Raw genomic sequence first — 19,899 nt, 5'->3', positions numbered from 1 at the left:
TAGTTCGGCCGCCGGGGGCCCGGGTAGTCCTCATGTGCCCCGCGCAGCCGACCGCTCCCGCACCGCGTACCACGCGTCGGGGGGCAGACATGCGCGGATCGGCGAAGTGGGGACAAGCCGCTTTTGTACGGCAGACTTGAAAGCCGAAGTCCGAAGCGAAGGATGGGTATGCCGATCACACCAGCCACCGCCGGGAACAGCGCGTCCGCCGGCACCGGGACCCGGGAACCGATCATGCTCGAACTGGTCGACGAGTCCGGCAACACCATCGGCACGGCGGAGAAGCTCTCCGCGCATCAGGCGCCCGGTCGGCTGCACCGGGCGTTCTCCGTGTTCCTCTTCGACGAGCGGGGCCGCCTGCTGCTCCAGCAGCGCGCCCTCGGGAAGTACCACTCCCCCGGCGTCTGGTCGAACACCTGTTGCGGCCACCCTTACCCCGGCGAGTCGCCGTTCGCGGCCGCCGCCCGGCGGACCCACGAGGAGCTGGGGCTGTCGCCGTCGCTGCTCGCGGAGGCGGGGACGGTGCGGTACAACCACCCGGACCCGGCGTCGGGGCTGGTGGAGCAGGAGTACAACCACCTGTTCGTGGGATTGGCGCAGGCCGCGGTGCGGCCGGACCCGGAAGAGGTCGGGGACACCGCTTTCGTCACCGCCGAGGAGCTGGCGAAGCGGCACGCGGAGGCGCCGTTCTCCGCCTGGTTCACGACCGTCCTGGACGCGGCCCGGCCCGCGATCCGCGAGCTGACCGGTGAGGCGGCGGGCTGGTAGCCGTCACGCCCTAGGGACGGACCGGCGCGGCCACGGGAGCGGTGAGCGGCAGGGCCGCCCAGATCACCTTGCCGCCGGTGGCGGTGTGCTCCACGTCGCACACCCCGCCGGCCTCCAGGGTGATCTCCCGGACGAGCAGCAGGCCCCGGCCGCCGGTCTGGCCGAAGTCGGCCTCCAGTGCCTTGGGGCGGTACGGGTGGTTGTCCTCGACGGCCACCCGTACCCATTCGCGGCCCACCGCCACCTCGACGGCGACCTCCGGGGAGAGCAGGGCGGCATGCCGGACCGAGTTCGTCACCAGTTCGGAGACGATCAGCAGCAGGGAGTAGACCAGGTCCTGGTGGGCGGGCACCCCCTGCCGGCCGAGGAGGTCCCGGACCGCGCGGCGGGCCTGCGGAACGGATTCTTCAACCGCCGGCGCGGTGAACCTCCACACTCCCTCGTACGCGAGAGGGTCCGCCGGGCCGTCCGGCTCACCACCCCTGGCCGGCGGGACACTCCCGCTGTCGTCCATCTTCACGCCCCCGTCTTCGCGCTCGATCGTCTCCACGGTTCAAGGGTGGACAACGGCCAGGTCCGGCCCGCATCGCTGACCAGAAGTCAGCGTCAATCGTGCACTTTCTGACCGATGGCGTATGACAGCGTCAGTTGTGCGACCGTTCCTGACCCAGGGGCCCGCTCTGCTCGGCTGTCCCGCGCACCCCGTCCGCCTCGCCGGGTCCGGCGACCCGGTCCTCCTTCACCTGCCCCAGGATGCGGCGGGCCGCCAGGCCGAGGGCCAGCAGGCTCAGCCCGTCGAAGAGCAGGGCGAGCGAGAAGAAGGTGCCGATCACGTACAGGCTGTTGCCCGGCCAGTCGGACAGGATCAGCAGGCCCAGCAGGATGCCGAACGCGCCTTGGACGAGGGTCAGCCCGAAGTTCGACCCGCGCACCACGAGGGAACCGGCCAGCCGGAACACGCCGCCGGTGAGGAAGAGCAGCGCGGCGAACATCGTCAGGGCCTCCGCGCCCGCCTCGGGGCGCCGCAGGATCACGAAACCGGCGGCCAGGTTGACGGCCGCGACGACGACGGCGAGCCAGAAGTAGTTGCTCTTGCGTGCCTGCACCGCCTGGGCGAGGCCGATCACGCCGCCGGCCAGCAGGAGCCAGCCGAAGAGGAACATGGAGGTGAGGGTGGCCACGCCCGTGTAGATCAGGCCCACGAGGCCCGCCGCCACCAGCAGCAGGCCGAGCAGGGCGAGCACGCCGAAGCTGCGGCTCAGCTGCTTCTTCTCGCGCTGGGGCTCGGACCGGCCGCGGTGGGAGGTGCTCCGGCCGAACCGGCCGGTCCTGTCCTGCTGGTCGCTCCGGCCTGCGCTCATGAAGCTGCCACCTTTCAGCGCCCCCCGCACGGACACCACCGATCATAGGTTCGGGCGGCCCGGATAGCATCCGGCCCATGGACGCAGCCCTCCTTCACACGGTGGCCGACGGGGTCGCCACCGTCGTCATCTCGCACCCGGCGAAGCGAAACGCCATGACGGCCGGCATGTGGCGGGCGCTGCCCGGACTGCTGTCCGCCCTGGCGGACGACGCGTCCGCACGGGTGGTCGTGCTGACGGGAGCCGGGCCGACCTTCTGCGCGGGAGCCGACATCACCTCGCTGGGGGGTGACGACGACCCGCAGGCGCTGTCGGTGACCGCGGAGGAGGCCCTCGCCGCGTTCCCCAAGCCGACGATCGCCGCGATCCGGGGTTTCTGCGTGGGCGGCGGGAGCCAGCTGGCGGCCGCGTGCGATCTGCGCTTCGCGGAGACGGGGGCGCGGTTCGGGGTGACCCCGGCGAAGCTGGGGATCGTCTACCCGGCTTCGTCGACGCGGCGGTTGGCCGCACTGGTCGGCCCGTCGACCGCCAAGTACCTGCTCTACTCGGCCGAGTTGATCGACGCGGAGCACGCCCTGCGCGCCGGGTTCCTCAACGAGCTGCTGCCGGCCGGGGAACTCGACAAGCGGGTCGCCGATTTCGCGCGGACGCTGACGGCCCGTTCGCGGCTGACGCAGGCCGCGGCGAAGGAGTTCGCCGACGGCCGGACGGACCGGGACGCGCACTGGGCCGCCCAGGCGGCCGGAAGCGGCGACGCCGCGGAGGGCGTCGCCGCGTTCCTGGAGCGCAGGGCTCCCGTCTTCACCTGGTCTCCCCCAGCGGGTTGACCGCGCGCAGCCGCGCGACGAGCTCGGCCGGGGCCTTGGCGGGGGACCCCGCGTCGTAGGGCGGCTGGGGGTCGTACTCGGTCATCAGCTGCACCGTTTTGGCGACGTCGTCGCCCGCGACGCGGCCGAGGAGGGTGAGGCCCATGTCGATGCCGGCCGACACCCCGGCGGCGGTCACGTACTTGCCGTCGAAGACCACGCGCTCGCCGGTGGGCTCGGCGCCGAACTCGGAAAGCCGGTCGAGGAACAGCCAGTGGCCCGTGGCCCGGCGCCCGTCGAGCAGGCCGGCGGCGGCCAGCAGGAGGGAGCCGGTGCAGACGGAGGTGGTCCAGGTCGTGGTGGCGTCGACGGTCCGCAGCCAGTCGAGGACCGCGGGGTTCTCCATCTCCCGCTCTGGGTGCGGGCCGCCGGGCACGATGACGATGTCGGGCCGGGTGACCTCGTCGAGACCCTTGTCGGCGACGAGGGCGAGCTGCCCGGAGTCCCCCCGCACGGGTCCCGGCCGCTCGGCGACGAAGACGACGTCGGCGCCGGGCAGGCGCCCCAGGGTGTCGAAGGGCCCGACGGCGTCGAGCGCGGTGAAGCGGTCGTAGAGCAGTACGGCGATCTGCATGGCTCCTCCGGAGCGGTAGTGGTGTGCGGTGCCGGCGGCTGCCGGCGATCGGTGATCGCCGGTCGGCGGTCGGCGGTCGGCGGTCGGGCAGGGGGAGGCCGCCCGGGCGGTCCCCCGGGGGCTGTGCGGCCCGGGCGGACCCGGCAGAGGCGGGCGGATCCGGGAGGCGGCCCGGGCAGACCCGGGCCCGCGGCGAAGACCGGGCGTCACGGCCCGAAGCGGCGGCGGTATTCGGACGGGGGTTGGCCGAGCGTGCGCAGGAAGGCGCGCCGGAGGGCCTCCGGCGTGCGGTAGCCGGACGCGCGGGCGATCTGGGCCACGCCCTCACGGCCCTCCTCCAGCAGCCGTCGCGCATGCTCGACCCGCACCCGCTCCACGTACCGCCCCGGGGTCACCCCGGTCTCCGCCTGGAACGCCCGCGCGAAATGGCGCGGCGACAGCGCGGCCCGCGCCGCGAGCGCCTCCACGCCGAGTTCCTCGCCCGGGTGCTCGGTGATCCACTGCTGCACGTCCCGCAGCGGTTCCCGCTGCGCCGTCTGCGCCGCCAGCTGCGCGCTGAACTGCGCCTGGTTCCCGGGTCTGCGCAGGAACACCACCAGGTGCCGCGCGATCAGCAGCGCCACGTCCCGGCCGACGTCCTCCTCCACCAGCGCCAGCGCGAGGTCGATGCCGGCCGTCACCCCGGCCGATGTGGCCACCCGGCCGTCGCGCACGTAGATCGGATCGGGATCGACCGTGACGGCGGGGTAGTCCCGCGCCATCCGCTCGCAGGAGTTCCAGTGCGTCGTGGCCCGGTGGCCGTCCAGCAGCCCCGCTTCCGCCAGCAGCAGTCCCCCCGTGCACACGGACACCACCCGCTCCGCGCCACCCCCGTGCGCGCGGAGCCAGTCGGTGAGCCTCGGGTCGAAGTCGCCCGTGTAGCGGCCCCCGGGGACCAGCAGGGTGGTCCCCGCCCCGGGCCGGGCGCTCTCCAGGTCCCCGTCCGGGACCAGGGTCAGTCCGCTGGTGGTGCGTACGGAAGCGGCTCCGGGAGAAACCGTCCTGATCCGGTACCCGGCGTGGTCCGGGAACCGGCCGACCCCGCTGAACACCTCCACCGGGCCGGTCACGTCCAGGCTCTGCACCCCGTCATAGAGCAGGACGAGCACGTTTCGCGATGACATGCCTCCATCCTGTGACCCCGGTGTGAGGGCCGCAATGTCGTGGATCCCACCTATCCGGCCACGGCTCGGGCGCTGCCGCCCGCGCGGATAGGATCGACGGACCATGACTGCAACCCTCGTCGCCAAGAACCTCACCGCCGCGCACGGTGAGCGCACGCTCTTCGCCGACCTCGACCTCGTCGTCGCGCCCGGCGACGTCATCGGCCTCGTCGGCGTCAACGGCGCCGGGAAGTCCACCCTGCTGCGGCTCCTCGCCGGGCTGGACGCCCCCGAGACCGGTGAGCTCCGCCTCTCCCCGCCCGGCGCGGCCGTCGGTCACCTGCCGCAGGAGCCCGAGCGCCGCCCCGGCGAGTCGGTCAGCGAGTTCCTCGCCCGTCGTACCGGCGTAGCGGCCGCGCAGGCCGCGCTGGACGCGGCCACGCAGGGCCTGGTCGACGGCACCCCCGGCGCCGACGACGCCTACGGGGAGGCCCTCGACCGCTGGCTGAACCTCGGCGGCGCGGACCTCGACGAGCGGGCCCAGGAGGTGGCCGACGACCTCGGCCTGTCCGTGGGCCTCGACCTGCCGATGACGGCCCTGTCCGGCGGCCAGGCGGCCCGCGCCGGTCTCGCTTCCCTCCTCCTGTCCCGGTACGACGTGTTCCTGCTGGACGAGCCGACCAACGATCTCGACCTCGACGGTCTGGAGCGGCTGGAGCAGTTCGTGAAGGGGCTGCGCGCGGGCACGGTCGTCATCAGCCACGACCGCGAGTTCCTTGCGCGCACGGTCACCAAGGTCCTGGAACTCGATCTGGCGCAGCAGCAGATCAACCTCTACGGCGGTGGCTACGAGGCCTATCTGGAGGAGCGCGAGCGGGCCCGTACGCACGCCCGCGAGGAGTACGACGAGTACGCGGACAAGCGCTCGGCGCTCGAAGGCCGGGCGGCGATGCAGCGCGGCTGGATGGACAAGGGCGTCAAGAACGCGCGCCGCAAGGCCACCGACAACGACAAGATCGGCAAGAAGTTCCGCAGCGAGGCGAGCGAGAAGCAGGCCGCGAAGGCCCGCCAGACGCAGCGCGCGATCGAGCGTCTGGACGTGGTGGACGAGCCCCGCAAGGAGTGGGAGCTGCGCATGGAGATCGCGGCGGCTCCCCGTTCGGGTGCGGTGGTCGCCACGCTGCGCGAAGCGGCCGTCAGCCGGGGCGATTTCCACTTCGGTCCGGCCAGCCTGCAGATCGACTGGGCGGACCGGGTGGCGATCACCGGCGCCAACGGGGCCGGCAAGTCGACCCTGTTGGCCGTGCTGCTCGGCCGTCTCGCCCCCGATTCCGGCGCGGCCACCCTCGGTTCGGGGGTGCTGGTCGGTGAAGTGGACCAGGCGCGGGGGCTGTTCCTCGGCGACGAGCCGCTGCTGGAGGCGTTCTGCGCCGCCGTCCCTGACACCGAACCCGCCGAAGTCCGTACGCTGCTCGCCAAGTTCGGCCTCAAGGCGGCCCACGTGCTGCGCCCGGCGGCCACCCTCTCGCCCGGTGAGCGCACCCGTGCGGCCCTGGCGCTGCTCCAGGGCCGCGGCGTCAACCTGCTGGTGCTGGACGAGCCCACCAACCACCTCGACCTGCCGGCGATCGAGCAGCTGGAGTCCGCGCTGGAGGCGTACGAGGGCACTTTGCTGCTGGTCACCCACGACCGCCGGATGCTCGACGCGGTGCACGTGACCCGCCGCCTGGAGGTTGCGGGCGGCAAGGTCGTCGAGCTCTAGGGGCTGTCCGGGCGCTGAAGGGTGTCGGGGGCCCGCCGGGCGCGGGCCATCCGGCGGGCCACGAAGTCCCGCGGGAGGTGCCGGGCGGCGAGGGCGTACGCCTGGTAGCGGCGGCTGGTGATGCTGACGGGGCGACGCCGCGCCAGGTCGCCCAGGGCCTTGTCCACCACCGCTGCGGGCTCCAGCCACACCGCGTCGCGCAAGGCGCTGACGTCCATCCCGGCGCGCTCCTGGAACTCGGTGCGGGTGAAGCCCGGTACCACCGCCAGCACGCGCACCCCGTACGGCTCCATGTCGATCCGCAGGGATTCGCTGAACGCGGTGAGCCAGGCCTTGGCGGCCCCGTAGGTCCCGGTCGGCAGCAGTCCCGCGACGGACGCCACGTTGAGCACCGCGCCGCGGCGGCGTTCGCGCAGGCCGGGGAGCACCGCGTGGGTCAGCCGCAGCGGGACCTTGACCAGCAGGTCGAGCATCCGCTCCTCGTCTTCGACGGGGCTGTACGGGAAGGGCGCGGGCAGCCCGAAGCCCGCGTTGTTGACGAGGACGTCCACGGGCCGGGTCCGGTCGGCGAGCCGCCCGGCCACCTTCTCGCACCCGGCCGGGTCGAGCAGGTCCGCGGGCAGCACCTCGCAGGACGTCCCGAACGCCCGGCCGAGCTCCTCGGCGACGGCGGTGAGCCGGCCCTCGTCCCGGGCGACGAGGACGAGGTCGCAGCCCTTGGCGGCGAGGCCCCGCGCGAAGGCCGCGCCGAGGCCGGAACTGGCGCCGGTGATCAGGGCGGTGGTCACGTCGGTGGTCACTCCTACGGTGTCGGGGGCGGGCGGCGGGTGCACCCGGGCCCGGGCGGGCCCGGCGCGGGTTCAGGCGGGGTGCTGCCGCGGCCTCACGCCGGCTGCGGCGCGAAGGAGGTGGTCGCGGGCGAGGCGTAGGCCTGCGCGACGTGCACCAGGAAGCGGGCCTCCTCGTCCAGGTCGCCGCCTTCCGCCGAGCTCTGGATCGCGGCGGGCAGCTCCAGGGCCGAGGCCTCCCCCGACTGCTGTCCGGGCACTCCGGCCAGCTTCGCCTGCCGGGCCTCCTTGAGCAGGCAGGCCAGCGCGGCCGCGGACCGCCGCTGCTCGGGCACCCCGCTCCCGGCGACGTGGTTGCGCGCGAGTTCCGCGAGGCCCGGGGCCACGTACTCCCCCAGGATCAAGATCGCGTCGCGCGTCTCGATGACCTTGCGGTACACCAGCAGGCTGCGCGGCAGGGGCGGCCAGATCAGCTCGGCGACCCGCCCGGCCCGCGGCTTCGACAGGACGACGTGCGGTACGGCCTGGACCAGGTCCCGCCACAGCGGCCACAGCCGCCAGGCGGTGGCGATGTCGGCCGTCGTACGGCGCAGCGTGAAGAGGGTCGGGACGACTATGGCGGCGGCGCGCAGCAGCCCGTGCAGGTTCATCATCAGCGGCAGGGCGGGCATGGCCCAGGTGCTGTCGAACAGGGCCTTGAGCAGGTACACGAACCAGAACACGCCGGCGAGGGCCGTGCCGAGGCCGAACAGCCGCAGCCCGAGGGCCAGTCCGCGGCTCTCGGTGCGCCGGCTGTAGCGGGCGCACACGTACACGCAGGTGGTGTTGGCGACGAGGTGGGCCGAGATCAGCACCAGCCAGTACGCGAGCGAGGGCACCGGGTCCCCGACGGGCGGGATGGTGTGCGTCCCGTGTTCGGGCGCGAGGAAGTCCAGCACGACCAGCATGCCCAGCCAGAGCACCGTGCCGGTCCAGGAGGCCAGTTGGAGTCGGCGGCCCCGGGTGGCGGCGGCCACGAAGTAGACCACGGCGCCGGCCGAGAGGACGCCGATGAGGTTGCGGACCAGGCCGATCGCGTGCGCGTAGCCGGCGTCCCGGCTCGTGGCGTAGGCGACGACTCCGGGCAGGTTCAGGGTCATCGCGGCCGCGGCGGTCGCGACGGCGAGCCACAGGCCGCGTTGCTGCGGTGAGCGCAGGGCGCCGGGTGCGCGCAGCAGGACCGCGATCCACAGGACCACCACGCTGGGGACGGCGAGCCAGTTGCCGAAGGCCGTGAGGTCAGCTGCCATCGTGCACGCCCCGTCCGTACCCCATGGCGGACTCCAGGCGGGCGAGGGCGCCGCGGGGCGCGGTCCGCGACTGCGGGCCGTGGCCGGCGGTGCGCGTGCGGATCATGCTCGCGAGCATCTCCGCCTCCTGCTCCTGGCGGGTGGTGTAGTTGGTGCGTCCGAGGACGACGGGGGCCTTGCCGTCGGTCTCCTCGCCCTCCAGCGAATGGTGGCCGAACAGGATGTGGCCGATCTCGTGGAGCACGATGTGCTCCCGGTGCAGGGGCGTGGTCTGGGCCTCGTAGAACACGTAGTCCACGCCGGCCGTGCCGACCCACAGGCCGCAGACGCCGGTTTCGGCAGCTTCCTTGGGCAGCGGGTGGAGCCGGATGGGGCGTCCGCGCTGTTCGGCTATGTCCGTGCAGAGGTTCTCAAGCGAGAACGGGCGGCTCAGGTCCAGATGGCCGAGAATCGTCTCGCACCGTTTCCGCAGGTTGAGATTCCGATAGGGCATGTGTTCCCTCTTCGGACCCTTTCTCGGGCAGCGTCGATAGGCGTGTGTGGGCATGGGCTTTACATCCTGTGCCTTGAGGCGGCCCCGGGAGTGCGGTCCCTGAGGGGAATGCGGAAGCCCGTCCGCGTCAGGACGAACGGGCGTTCCACTCATGCCTACAGATCATGTACGGGAGTTGGCAAGACGGTGTGCCCAGGTGGGAACCTATTCGGCCATCCCGTACGTGTTCACGCGCGCGGGGCCGCTACCGCTTGCGGCGCTCCTCCTTGCCGGTGAGGCCGGCCCGGCGCAGGGCGTCCGCCATCGCGCTGTTGGCGGGGGCCGGCGCGCTGCCGCCGCCCTGGCCGCCGTTGCGGTTCTGCGCGCCGGTGCGGCCCTGGCCGCCCTGGGCGCCCTGACCGCGCTGGCCGCCCTGGCCGCGCTGCTGCGGCGGGCGGCCGCTGCCGCGCCGCTCCTCGCGCTGCCTCGGGGCGCCCGGCGAGCGGTCGCCCGTCGCCTCGTCGTCGATCCGCAGGGTCAAGGAGATCCGCTTGCGCGGGATGTCCACCTCCATGACCTTCACGCGCACGATGTCGCCGGGCTTGACCACGTCCCGCGGGTCCTTGACGAAGGTCTTCGACAGGGCCGAGACGTGCGCGAGGCCGTCCTGGTGGACGCCGATGTCGATGAAGGCGCCGAAGGCGGCCACGTTGGTGACCACGCCTTCGAGGATCATGCCGGGGGCGAGGTCGCCGATCTTCTCCACGCCCTCCTTGAAGGTGGCCGTCTTGAACGCGGGGCGCGGGTCGCGGCCCGGCTTCTCCAGCTCGCGCAGGATGTCGGTGACCGTCGGCAGGCCGAAGGCCTCCGTGACGAACTGCTCCGGCCGCAGCGAGCGCAGCACGCCGCTGTTGCCGATCAGCGCCGCCACCTCGCTGCCGACCGTCTTGGCCATGCCCCGCACCACCGGGTAGGCCTCGGGGTGCACGCTGGAGGCGTCCAGCGGGTCGTCCCCGCCGCGGATGCGCAGGAAGCCGGCGCACTGCTCGTACGCCTTGGGGCCGAGCCGGGCCACGTCCTTGAGCCCCTTGCGGCTGCGGAACGGGCCGTTGGCGTCGCGGTGGGCGACGATGTTCTCGGCGAGGCCGCCGCTGATGCCCGACACCCGCGAAAGCAGCGGTGCGGAAGCGGTGTTGACGTCGACGCCGACGCCGTTCACACAGTCCTCCACGACCGCGTCCAGCGAGCGGGAGAGCTTCACCTCGGACAGATCGTGCTGGTACTGGCCGACCCCGATGGACTTCGGGTCGATCTTCACCAGTTCGGCGAGCGGGTCCTGCAGGCGGCGGGCGATGGAGACGGCGCCGCGCAACGAGACGTCCATGCCCGGCAGTTCCTGCGACGCGAAGGCGGAGGCCGAGTACACGGACGCGCCCGCCTCGGAGACCATCACCTTGGTCAGCCCGAGCTCCGGGTGGCGCGAGATGAGGTCGCCGGCGAGCTTGTCCGTCTCGCGGGAGGCGGTGCCGTTGCCGATCGCGACGAGTTCGACCGCGTGTTCCTTCGCCAGCCGGGCCAGCTTGGCGAGGGACTCGTCCCACTTGTTGGCGGGCACGTGCGGGTAGATCACGTCGGTGGCCACGACCTTGCCCGTGGCGTCGACGACGGCCACCTTGACGCCGGTGCGGAAGCCCGGGTCCAGGCCGAGGGTGGCCCGGGTGCCCGCGGGGGCCGCGAGGAGCAGGTCGCGGAGGTTGGCCGCGAAGACGCGTACGGCCTCGTCCTCGGCGGCGGCGCGCAGCCTGGTCCGCAGGTCGATGCCGAGGTGCACCTGGATCTTCGTGCGCCAGGCCCAGCGGACGGTGTCGGCGAGCCACTTGTCGCCGGGCCGGCCCCGCTCCGAGGGAGCCTGGATCCCGAAGCGGCGGGCGATCATGCCCTCGTACGTGGACGGGCCGGGCGTCCCGGCCGGCTCTTCCGGCTCCAGGTCGAGGACGAGCACGTCCTCCTTCTCACCGCGGAGCATGGCGAGGACGCGGTGCGAGGGCAGCGCGGTGAAGGGCTCGGCGAAGTCGAAGTAGTCGGCGAACTTGGCGCCCGCCTCCTCCTTGCCCTCGCGCACCTTGGACGCGAGCCGGCCGCGGTTCCACATCCGCTCGCGCAGCTCGCCGATCAGGTCGGCGTCCTCGGCGAACTTCTCGGTGAGGATGGCGCGGGCGCCCTCCAGGGCGGCCGCCGTGTCGCCGACGCCCTTGTCGGGGTCCACGAACGCGGCCGCGGCGGCGGCCGGTTCCACCGAGGGGTCGGCGAGCAGGCCCTCCGCGAGCGGTTCGAGGCCCGCCTCGCGGGCGATCTGCGCCTTGGTGCGCCGCTTGGGCTTGAAGGGAAGGTAGATGTCCTCCAGCCGGGCCTTGGTGTCGGCCGCCCGGATCCGGGCCTCCAGCTCCGCGTCGAGCTTGCCCTGTTCGCGCACGGAGTCGAGGATCGCCGCCCGCCGGTCCTCCAGCTCGCGCAGGTAGCGCAGCCGCTCCTCCAGGGAGCGCAGCTGGGCGTCGTCGAGCATCTCGGTCGCTTCCTTGCGGTAGCGAGCGATGAACGGCACGGTGGAGCCGCCGTCGAGCAGCTCGACGGCGGCCTTGACCTGCCGTTCCCGTACGCCGAGCTCCTCGGCGATCCTGCCTTCGATGGACATCGTCACGGTGCGGTCCTGCCTGCCTTCGTACGTGTGCATGGGATGCGTGGAAGGCTGCCAATTGTGGCAGGTGGCGGTGACGGACGCCCGAAAGACCCGGCTCAGGCCTTGCCGAAGAGGTCCTTCGGGAAGGCTCCGGCGCCTATGGCCTTGGCGACGAGCGCTCCGCCGATCTCGGCGAGGCGGCCCAGGCCCTCCACGCCGAGGTGCTCGTAGGGAGCGGCGTCGAGGCGGTCGGTGTCCGTCTCCAGCTGCTCGCGTACGGCGGCGCCCTGCTCGGTGAGGTCCCCGGCCGCGTCCAGGATGCCGCGCTCGCGCAGCCGGTCGGTGGCGGCGTCGAGGTCGCACTGGTCCCAGCCGCGGATCGACTTGATCCACGCGGAGGTCATGCCGCGGCCGGTGGCGGTGTGGCTGAGCAGGGCCTCCAGCGGGTCGAGTTCCGCGAGGAGGAGGGCGGCGAGGTGGCCGTCGCCGCGGTGCTCGCGCAGCAGGGTGGTGGCGTGCCACAGCCGCAGGTGGGGCTCCTGGGGTATGGGCAGGTCCGCGTGGGCGGCGTAGAGGGTGCGGCCGTGGCGGGTGCAGGCCTCGGTGGCCCGCATGGCGAGGTCGGCGGCTTCGGCGACCTCGGGGGACGCGATCGTCTCGTCGCCGAGGAGGCGGCGCAGGGTGCTGTCGGCGGCGCGCAGCCGGGCGGCGAGTACCTGCTCGGGCGAGGCGGTCTCCCAGACCGCGGGCAGGTGCCGCGCGATCAGGTCGTTGCGGTAGTTGTAGAAGGTGGCGGTCACCGCCCCGGCGCCGACGGCTCCCATGGCGGCGGAGCGGGAGGCGAGGTTCACGGCTGCGCGGTCCGTGACGCCGAGGGCGGCGAACTCCTTGCCGAGGTCGGGCGAGAAGTAGATGGTGGCGTGCAGCGGGTTGATCGCTGCGTGCCAGCAGTGGCGGGCGGCGCGCGGGGGAAGAGTCATGCGGTGCAGATTACCGACTGCTTAGTATGCGGACCAGACCCGTTCCCGCCCCGGCCGGTCGGAAGCCGCCGTTTCCGGCCGATCTTCGACCCCCCGGTGGCGCGGACGCGGCTGTTCGCGGCGCTGCGCCCCGGCCTGTGACGGCCGAATGGCGATCATGTGACAACAGGCGCCATGGACATGACCCGGGGCGTCGCGCGTGAATACGGTCGGAACACGCATCCGCGAACGGAACTGTCTCCCCTACCCCTTGGAGCTCTTCGTGCACCGCAAAGCCATCGCCCCGAGCGTGCTCGCCGCTTCCCTGCTGCTGGTGATCCCGGCGTCGGCGGCCGCTTCCGTCCCGGGCGCCCCGGGCATCGGCGACTCCTATTACCCGACCAGCGGCAACGGCGGATACGACGTCTCCCACTACGACCTGCGCCTCAAGTACGAGCCGAAGACGGACCTGCTGGAGGGCACCGCCACCCTCCTGGCCACCGCCACGCAGGACCTGTCCCGCTTCAACCTGGACTTCGGCCTCAAGGTCAGCGAGATCCGGGTCAACGGCGCGAAGGCCACGTTCGCGACCTCCGGCGCGCACGAGCTGGAAGTCACCCCGGCGCAGGCGCTGGAGAAGGGCAAGCAGGCCTCGGTCGTCGTCAAGTACGCGGGCAAGCCCTCGGAGTTCAAGGTCGACGGCTGGTCCGCCTGGCAGCGCACCCCGGACGGCGGTGTCGCGGCGCAGGAGCCCGACTCGGCCGTCTGGTGGTTCCCGAGCAACGACCACCCGCTCGACAAGGCCACTTTCGACATCTCGGTCAACGTCCCCGACGGCACCCAGGCGATCAGCAACGGCGTGCTCCAGTCTCAGACTTCCAAGCTCGGCTGGACCCGCTACAACTGGCGCTCGAACAAGCCGCAGGCCACGTACCTGGCCACCCTCGCCGTCGGCAAGTTCGACATCACCACCGGCAAGACCGCGAACGGGCTGCCGATCCTCAACGCGTACAGCAAGGACCTGGGCGACAACGCGGGCGCGGCGCGCGCGAGCGTGGAGCGGACCGGTGAGGTCGCGGAGTGGCTGGAGAGCGTCTTCGGCCCGTACCCCTTCAACGCGCTGGGCGGGTACGTGCCGAACGTGCCGTCCGGCTTCGCCCTGGAGACCCAGAGCCGGCCGTTCTACAGCCCGCGCCAGTTCGCGAACGGCGCGAACGTCTCGGTGGTCGTGCACGAGCTGGCGCACCAGTGGTACGGCGACAGCGTCTCCGTCGACAACTGGAAGGACATCTGGATCAACGAGGGGTTCGCGCGCTACAGCCAGTGGCTGTGGTCGGAGAAGGAGGGCGAGGGCACGGCGCAGGAACTCGCCGACTGGACGTACCGGACGCTTCCGGCGGCGGACGACCCGTTCTGGCAGGTCAAGCCGGGTGACCCGGGCCCGGACAACCAGTTCCACGGCGCCGTCTACGACCGCGGCGCGATCGCCCTCCAGGCGCTGCGCAATGAGATCGGCGACGAGAAGTTCTTCCGGATCCTCAAGGGCTGGCCGACCGAGCACGCCTACGGCAACGCCAAGGTCGGGGACTTCGTGCGGTACGCGGAGAAGGTCTCCGGCAAGCCGCTGGCCCAGCTGTTCGAGACCTGGCTGTACACCCCGGGCAAGCCCGCCTTCAACCCGCCGGCCGCGGGACAGTCCCCGACCGCCCGGTCCTCGAAGGCCCCCGCCGCCGAGCCGGTGGAGCCGAAGTCCTGGAAGAAGATCGCCGAGACGAACTCGATCCACGAGCACTGACGGCGCCCCCGCGCCCGGACGCCGCGCGCCGTCGCCCCTCAGCGGGCGGCGGCGCGTTCGCGTGCCCGCGCCGCGCGGGCGATCGGCAGGTAGCGCAGCCGTTCGGGGAGCAGCGGTACGAGGACCCGTACGACCGCGCTGAACCACCGGAGCCTGCGCTCCTGCGCGGGGGTCCACTCCAGTCCGATCGCGGCCCGCGCGTCGGGCGGCATGTAGCCGACGGTGACGAAGGCCCGCAGCCTCAGGAACGCGGCCCGCAGCACCGGCCAGGTGAGCCGCAGCAGCAGCCGTACCGGTAGCGGGCCGCCCTCGGGCCGGGGCAGCGCCACGTCGGTGGCGACCAGTTCCCGGGCGACCGGGGTGGGCTCGATCTCCTCGGCCAGCATCCGGCGGTAGTAGACCCAGTACTCCTCGATGGTCTGCGGCATGTCCCGGTCGTGGATGCCGAGGATCCGGCCCACCTGGAGCCACTCCCGGTACAGCTGCCGCTCCTGGGCCGGGGTGAAGCGGCGCAGCAGGTACCGGCCGGCGTAGAGGTAGACCGGGAAGCCGGTGGCGTGGACCCAGGAGTAACAGGCGGGGTCGAGGGAGTGGTAGCGGCGCCCGCGGGTGTCGGTGCCCTGGATCGCCTTGTGCAGGCGGCGCACCCGGCGCCCCTCCTCGGCGGCCCGCTCGCCCCCGTACACCCACAGCTGGACGGAGCGCAGCGAGCGCTCGCCGCGCCCCCAGGGGTCGGTCCGGAAGACGGAGTGCTCGTCGACGCCTGCGCCGATCGCGGGATGGGCGACCTGCATGGTGAAGGCCGCGGGGAGCATCAGCAGCGCCCGGACGTCCCCCGCGATGGTCCACAGCACACCACCGGGCGGGGGCGGCTCGGGGTCGCGGCGGTGGGTGGGTGTCCGGGTGGCGGACTCCGTGTCGCTCATGGTTCAAGTATGCGAGTCCATACGGTCGTGCTGCGGACAGAAAGTCTCTGCACAGGTGTTACCCAGAGGTAACCGCGGCTGCTTGGATGACGGCGTCGATCTTCCCCCGCAGGAATGACGGAGCCCCCATGACGCACACCCTGAACCGCCACGGTCGCGCCGCCGCCACCGCCGTCGCGGCGGTCGCCGCCGGCGCGCTGGCCCTCACCACCGCCCCGGCCGCCACGGCCGCGGACAGCGCCGCCGTCCCGCGCCTCAGCGTCCTGACGTACAACACGTTCCTCATGTCGACGAACCTCTACCCCAACTGGGGCCAGGCGCACCGGGCCGCGGAGATCCCCAAGGCCTCGTTCTTCCAGGGGCACGACGTGGTGGTGCTCCAGGAGGCCTTCGACAACACCGCCTCGGACGCGCTGAAGTCCGGTGCCTCGGCGCAGTACCCGTACCAGACGCCGGTCGTCGGCCGCTCGAAGAGCGGCTGGGACGCCACCGGCGGCTCCTACTCCTCCACCACCCCGGAGGACGGCGGGGTCACGATCCTCAGCAAGTGGCCGATCCTGCGCAAGGAACAGGTGGTCTACAAGGACGCCTGCGGCTCGGACTGGTGGTCCAACAAGGGCTTCGCCTACGTCGTGCTGAACGTGAACGGCACCAAGGTGCACGTGGTCGGCACGCACTCCCAGTCCACCGACTCCGGCTGCGGCACCGGTGAGGCGGCGGACATCCGCGGCCGCCAGTTCCGCGCGATAGACGCCTTCCTGGACGCCAAGAACATCCCCCCGGGCGAAGAGGTCATCGTCGCGGGCGACATGAACGTCGACTCGCACGGCGCCGAGTACCCCTCCATGCTGGCCGACGCCGACCTGGCCCCCGCCGACTCCCGTACGGGGCACCCGTACTCCTTCGACACGGCACTCAACTCGGTGGCCAACTACCGCTACCCGACCGACCCGCGCGAGGACCTGGACTACGTCCTGTACCGCAAGGGCAACGCCCGCCCGGCGGGCTGGGAGAACACGGTGGTCAAGGAGCAGTCCGCCCCCTGGACGGTCTCCAGCTGGGGCACCTCCTACACGTACACCGACCTCTCCGACCACTACCCGGTGATCGGGCGCTGACCCGGCTCGCGGGTGCCCGCCCCACCGGTGGGCACCCGCGCTCCGCTACGCCTCGTACAGCCCCTCGATCAGGCCGGCGTACTTCTCGCGCACCACCCGGCGGCGCAGTTTGAGCGACGGGGTGAGTTCTCCGGACTCCGGGCCCCACTCCTCGCTCAGCAGCCGGTACCTCTTGATCCGCTCGGTGCGGTTGAGCCGGGCGTTGGCCGCCTCCACCGCGCGGGCGACCTCCTCCAGCACCTGCGGGTGCTCGGCGAGCGCGGCGGGCGAGGCGGCCGTGATGCCGCGGGCCGCGGCCCAGGCCGGGACCACCTCGGGGTCCAGGACGAGCAGGGCGACGAGGTAGGAGTGGCCGTCGCCGTGGACGAGGGCCTGGCCGATCAGCGGGTGCTCCTTGACGGTGTTCTCCACCAGGGCGGGCGAGACGTTCTTGCCGTTCGAGGTGATGATCAGTTCCTTCTTGCGGTCGGTCAGCCAGAGGAAACCGTCGTCGTCGAGCCGGCCTACGTCCCCGGTGGGGAACCAGCCGTCCGTGTCGCTCGCCCGCTCCACCGAGCCGTCGGGGCGCAGGTAGCCGCCGAAGACGGTCTCGCCGCGGGCGAGGATCTCGCCGTCCTCGGCGATCTTGAGCTCGACGCCGTCGATGGGACGGCCCACCGAACCCAGCCGGAAGCCGTCCGGGCTGTTGACCGTGCACACCCCGGCCGTCTCGGTCAGCCCCCAGGCGTCCATGATCGTGATGCCCCAGCCCGCCCAGAACCGCACCACGTCGATCGGCATCGGCGCCGTGGCGCTGGCCGTCCACACCAGCCGGTCCATCCCCGCCCGGCTCAGCAGTGGGTCCAGCACCCGCTCCCTGGCCCGGGCGTACGAGGCTTCGAGCGCGGCCGGGACCGGCTCACCGCGCTCGCGGTGCCCGGCGACGGCGCGCGCCACGCCGCCCGCCGCTTCGATGGCGGCCCGCTGATCCTCGGGGAGAGCGGCCAGGACGGCCCGTACGGCCGCCGCCAGCTTCTCCCAGACCCGGGGCACACCGAAGAACTGCACGGGGCGCAGCTCGCGGACGGCGCCCGCGACGGCGGCGGGGTCGGCGACCAGCCGGACGTGCGCGGCCCGCAGCAGGGGCAGGTAGATGCCGAGGATCCGCTCCGCGATGTGCGCGAAGGGCAGGTAGCAGATGTGCTCGGCGTGTTCGGGCAGGGCCGTGCGCCGGTCGAGGCGGACCGCCTGGAGCATGATGTTGCGGTGGGTGAGCCGGACGCCCTTGGGGTCGCCGGTGGTTCCGGAGGTGTACACGACGGTCAGCGGGTCCTCGGGCCGCGTCTGCTGCCAGGCCTTCTCGAAGTCCTCGACCCACCGCGGCGGGACGCCGGCGGCGCTCAGGGAGGCGTAGCTGCGGTGCGGGCCCGCGTCGGCCTCCTCGGCGACGACCAGGGCCTCCAGGGCCACGCCGGGGTCGGCCAGCAGCGGTTCCCACCGGCCGAGTTCGCGCGCGCCCTCCACGACGGCGAACCGGGCCCTGCTGTGGCGGGCTATGTGGGCGACCTGCTCGGGCGCGGAGGTCGCGTACACGGTGACGGGGACGGCGCCGAGGTGGACGAGGGCGAGGTCGGTGAGCCAGTGCTCGGGCCGGTTGCCCATCATCAGCAGCACGTGTTCGCCACGTTCGACGCCGAGGGCCGCGTAGCCGCGGGCGAGCGCGGCGACCTCCTGGCGGACCTTGCGCCAGGAGAGGGTCCTCCAGCCGGCCCCCTCGCGCCCCTCGCGCCAGGAGAGGGCGGGGAGGTCCCCGTGTTCTGCGGCATTGCGGGCGAGCAGAGCGGGGAGGACGAGCTCCCCGGGCGGTCCGGGCAGTGGGAGTGTCGTGGTCATGGGCAGCTCCTGGCCGTTTCACATCGTTGGTGCGACAGCAATACTGTTGAACCCAAGCTGTGGAGCAGAGAGCGAGGCGCAGACGATGGCCGACCGGGCACCCGAGCCGATGCTCACCGTCGACGAGCTGGCCGCCCGGGCGGGTGTCACCGTCCGCACCGTACGGTTCTACAGCACGCGCGGGCTTTTGCCCCCTCCCGTGATCGGACCCCGCCGGGTGGGCCATTACGGCCCCGAACACCTCTCGCGCCTCGCCCTGATCGAGGAACTGCAGCACCAGGGCATGACCTTGTCCGCCATCGAGCGCTACCTGGACGCGCTGCCCGACGACCTGAGCGCGCACGACCTGGCGATCCACCGGGCGCTGGTGGCGGCCTGGGCCCCGGACTCGGCCGAGGAGTCCTCGCGGGAGGAACTGCAGAAGCGGGCCGGGCGGGAGCTGACGGAGGGCGACCTGCGGCGGCTGACGGCGATGAACGTGGTGACGCCGGCCGGCGAGGGCTTCCGGGTCGACGTGGGACTGCTGCGGCTGGGGGTCGCGCTGCTCGACGTGCCGATCGCCTACGAGACGATCCTGGCGGCCCGCAGCGTCCTGCTGGACCACGCCCGCACGGCCGCGCACGAGTTGACGGCGCTGTTCCGGGACGAGGTCTGGGGGCCGTTCACCGAGGGCGAGAGCGATCCGGAGCGGGTGGAGTCGATGAAGGCGCTGTCCGCGCACATGCAGCCGATGGTCGTGCAGGCGCTGGTGACGGCGTTCCAGCGGTCGTTGAAGGAAGAGCTGCGGGCCGCCTTCGTCTCGGAGGGGTAGGTTCGCGGACATGGCGATCATTCACAAGACCACGATGACACCGGGCAAGATGGAGCTGCTCGCGGGCTGGCTCCCGGCGCAGCCCTGGTACGTGCCCACCGGGCGCGCCCCCGCGCCGGCCCGTGCCGGCGGCTTCCGGCTCGACGACCCGCAGGGCGAGGTGGGTCTCGAATTCATGGTGCTCAGCGAAAAGTCGGGCGGCGGACCGGTCGCGTACCACGTTCCGCTCACCTATCGCGGGGCGCCGCTGGAGGGCGCCGAGGCGGCTCTCATCGGCACCTCGGAGCACGGTGTCCTCGGCCGGCGCTGGGTGTACGACGGCACCCGTGACCCGGTGCTCGTCGGGCAGTTGCTGTCGCTGCTCCAGGGCCGGGCGGCGGCCCAGGCGCAGGGCCTGTCGGACACGCGGGACCCGTCCGTCACCACCGATTTCGACGGGCGGACCCTCCCCGTCCCCCTCCTGCCCCCGGTGCGGCCGCAGGTCGCGCACACCGCGCAGGACACGGAGATCGCGCTGGGCGACGGCCCGAGGCTCGCCGTGTCACGCGTACTGCGGCCGCTGGACCGTGCCGGTGCACCGCACGGGGCCGTCGGCCGGGTCACGGCGGGCTGGAGCACCCCGGACGGGACCGCGCACCGGGGGATCTTCGCGGCGCTCTACGCGGGTTAGGGCCGCCCCGGCCCGGCCCTCACCGCGTCGTCCGCGCTCCGGCCCGCTC

General features: G+C 72.7%; 18 protein-coding genes. 7 read left to right on the top strand and 11 right to left on the bottom strand.

What is annotated here, in order from left to right:
* The first annotated feature begins 168 nt into the window (after positions 1-168).
* Positions 169-768, top strand: coding sequence for an isopentenyl-diphosphate Delta-isomerase (gene idi, locus ACIA6C_RS22090; RefSeq protein ID WP_366081706.1), 600 nt, complete (start codon positions 169-171; stop codon positions 766-768).
* A 10-nt stretch (positions 769-778) separates the two neighbouring features.
* Here idi and ACIA6C_RS22085 read toward each other — a convergent pair whose 3' ends face one another.
* Both ACIA6C_RS22085 and ACIA6C_RS22080 read right to left on the bottom strand, forming a co-directional pair.
* Positions 779-1,282, bottom strand: coding sequence for an ATP-binding protein (locus ACIA6C_RS22085; RefSeq protein WP_366081712.1), 504 nt, complete (start codon positions 1,280-1,282; stop codon positions 779-781).
* A gap of 130 nt (positions 1,283-1,412) precedes the next feature.
* Positions 1,413-2,129, bottom strand: coding sequence for an HdeD family acid-resistance protein (locus tag ACIA6C_RS22080; protein ID WP_399278163.1), 717 nt, complete (start codon positions 2,127-2,129; stop codon positions 1,413-1,415).
* A gap of 77 nt (positions 2,130-2,206) precedes the next feature.
* On the opposite strand from ACIA6C_RS22080, the gene ACIA6C_RS22075 reads away from it, so the two are divergent.
* Entirely contained in the window at positions 2,207-2,956 is a 750-nt protein-coding gene (locus ACIA6C_RS22075; RefSeq protein ID WP_399278161.1) for an enoyl-CoA hydratase/isomerase family protein, read from the top strand.
* On the opposite strand, the gene ACIA6C_RS22070 is transcribed toward ACIA6C_RS22075, so the two are convergent.
* Together ACIA6C_RS22070 and ACIA6C_RS22065 are read right to left on the bottom strand one after the other, a co-directional pair.
* Positions 2,931-3,569, bottom strand: a complete 639-nt coding sequence (locus ACIA6C_RS22070) for a DJ-1/PfpI family protein (protein WP_399278158.1) — start codon at positions 3,567-3,569, stop codon at positions 2,931-2,933. The two genes, ACIA6C_RS22075 and ACIA6C_RS22070, sit on opposite strands and share 26 nt — an antisense overlap.
* A 206-nt stretch (positions 3,570-3,775) precedes the next feature.
* A complete protein-coding gene (locus ACIA6C_RS22065; protein WP_399278156.1) occupies positions 3,776-4,732 on the bottom strand; it encodes a GlxA family transcriptional regulator in 957 nt (318 codons plus the stop codon).
* A 103-nt stretch (positions 4,733-4,835) separates the two neighbouring features.
* On the opposite strand from ACIA6C_RS22065, the gene ACIA6C_RS22060 reads away from it, so the two are divergent.
* Positions 4,836-6,473 (top strand): ABC-F family ATP-binding cassette domain-containing protein, encoded by a 1,638-nt coding sequence (locus ACIA6C_RS22060; RefSeq protein ID WP_399278154.1) that lies wholly within the window; start codon positions 4,836-4,838, stop codon positions 6,471-6,473.
* Here the strand turns inward: ACIA6C_RS22060 and ACIA6C_RS22055 are convergent.
* The 5 genes from ACIA6C_RS22055 to ACIA6C_RS22035 all read right to left on the bottom strand — a co-directional run bounded on the left by ACIA6C_RS22055 (position 6,470) and on the right by ACIA6C_RS22035 (position 12,679).
* Positions 6,470-7,261, bottom strand: coding sequence for an SDR family NAD(P)-dependent oxidoreductase (locus ACIA6C_RS22055; RefSeq protein WP_399278692.1), 792 nt, complete (start codon positions 7,259-7,261; stop codon positions 6,470-6,472). The two genes, ACIA6C_RS22060 and ACIA6C_RS22055, sit on opposite strands and share 4 nt — an antisense overlap.
* Positions 7,262-7,356: 95 nt before the next feature.
* The gene (locus ACIA6C_RS22050) at positions 7,357-8,550 is read right to left on the bottom strand and encodes an MAB_1171c family putative transporter (RefSeq protein WP_399278152.1); all 1,194 of its coding nucleotides are present in this window, start codon (positions 8,548-8,550) and stop codon (positions 7,357-7,359) included.
* The gene (locus ACIA6C_RS22045) at positions 8,540-9,043 is read right to left on the bottom strand and encodes a hypothetical protein (RefSeq protein WP_366082743.1); all 504 of its coding nucleotides are present in this window, start codon (positions 9,041-9,043) and stop codon (positions 8,540-8,542) included. Before ACIA6C_RS22045 ends, ACIA6C_RS22050 begins: the two co-directional genes overlap by 11 nt.
* 244 nt (positions 9,044-9,287) lie before the next feature.
* Positions 9,288-11,720: a Tex family protein gene (locus ACIA6C_RS22040; protein WP_399278690.1), complete on the bottom strand. Its 2,433-nt coding sequence runs from the start codon at positions 11,718-11,720 to the stop codon at positions 9,288-9,290.
* A 95-nt stretch (positions 11,721-11,815) separates the two neighbouring features.
* Complete coding sequence (locus tag ACIA6C_RS22035; RefSeq protein ID WP_399278150.1) at positions 11,816-12,679, bottom strand: hypothetical protein; 864 nt, start codon at positions 12,677-12,679, stop codon at positions 11,816-11,818.
* A gap of 262 nt (positions 12,680-12,941) precedes the next feature.
* On the opposite strand from ACIA6C_RS22035, the gene ACIA6C_RS22030 reads away from it, so the two are divergent.
* Positions 12,942-14,453, top strand: a complete 1,512-nt coding sequence (locus ACIA6C_RS22030) for a M1 family metallopeptidase (RefSeq protein ID WP_399278148.1) — start codon at positions 12,942-12,944, stop codon at positions 14,451-14,453.
* 38 nt (positions 14,454-14,491) lie between these two features.
* On the opposite strand, the gene ACIA6C_RS22025 is transcribed toward ACIA6C_RS22030, so the two are convergent.
* Positions 14,492-15,379, bottom strand: a complete 888-nt coding sequence (locus tag ACIA6C_RS22025; RefSeq protein ID WP_399278146.1) for an oxygenase MpaB family protein — start codon at positions 15,377-15,379, stop codon at positions 14,492-14,494.
* A gap of 128 nt (positions 15,380-15,507) precedes the next feature.
* On the opposite strand from ACIA6C_RS22025, the gene sph reads away from it, so the two are divergent.
* Positions 15,508-16,497 (top strand): sphingomyelin phosphodiesterase, encoded by a 990-nt coding sequence (gene sph / locus ACIA6C_RS22020; protein ID WP_399278143.1) that lies wholly within the window; start codon positions 15,508-15,510, stop codon positions 16,495-16,497.
* 45 nt (positions 16,498-16,542) lie between these two features.
* On the opposite strand, the gene ACIA6C_RS22015 is transcribed toward sph, so the two are convergent.
* Complete coding sequence (locus ACIA6C_RS22015; RefSeq protein WP_399278141.1) at positions 16,543-18,369, bottom strand: AMP-dependent synthetase/ligase; 1,827 nt, start codon at positions 18,367-18,369, stop codon at positions 16,543-16,545.
* 85 nt (positions 18,370-18,454) lie between these two features.
* Between ACIA6C_RS22015 and ACIA6C_RS22010 the strand changes: the two genes are divergently transcribed.
* Positions 18,455-19,180: a MerR family transcriptional regulator gene (locus ACIA6C_RS22010; protein WP_366082025.1), complete on the top strand. Its 726-nt coding sequence runs from the start codon at positions 18,455-18,457 to the stop codon at positions 19,178-19,180.
* Between the two features lie 10 nt (positions 19,181-19,190).
* Positions 19,191-19,850 carry a 1,4-alpha-glucan branching protein gene (locus tag ACIA6C_RS22005; RefSeq protein ID WP_399278138.1) on the top strand — a complete coding sequence of 220 codons (660 nt, stop codon included), beginning with the start codon at positions 19,191-19,193 and terminating at the stop codon, positions 19,848-19,850.
* Positions 19,851-19,899: the final 49 nt, after the last annotated feature.

The sequence above is a fragment of the Streptomyces sp. NPDC051578 genome (assembly GCF_044454045.1).
Lineage (GTDB): Bacteria > Actinomycetota > Actinomycetes > Streptomycetales > Streptomycetaceae > Streptomyces.
This window is presented reverse-complemented; position numbering and strand designations above follow the sequence as displayed.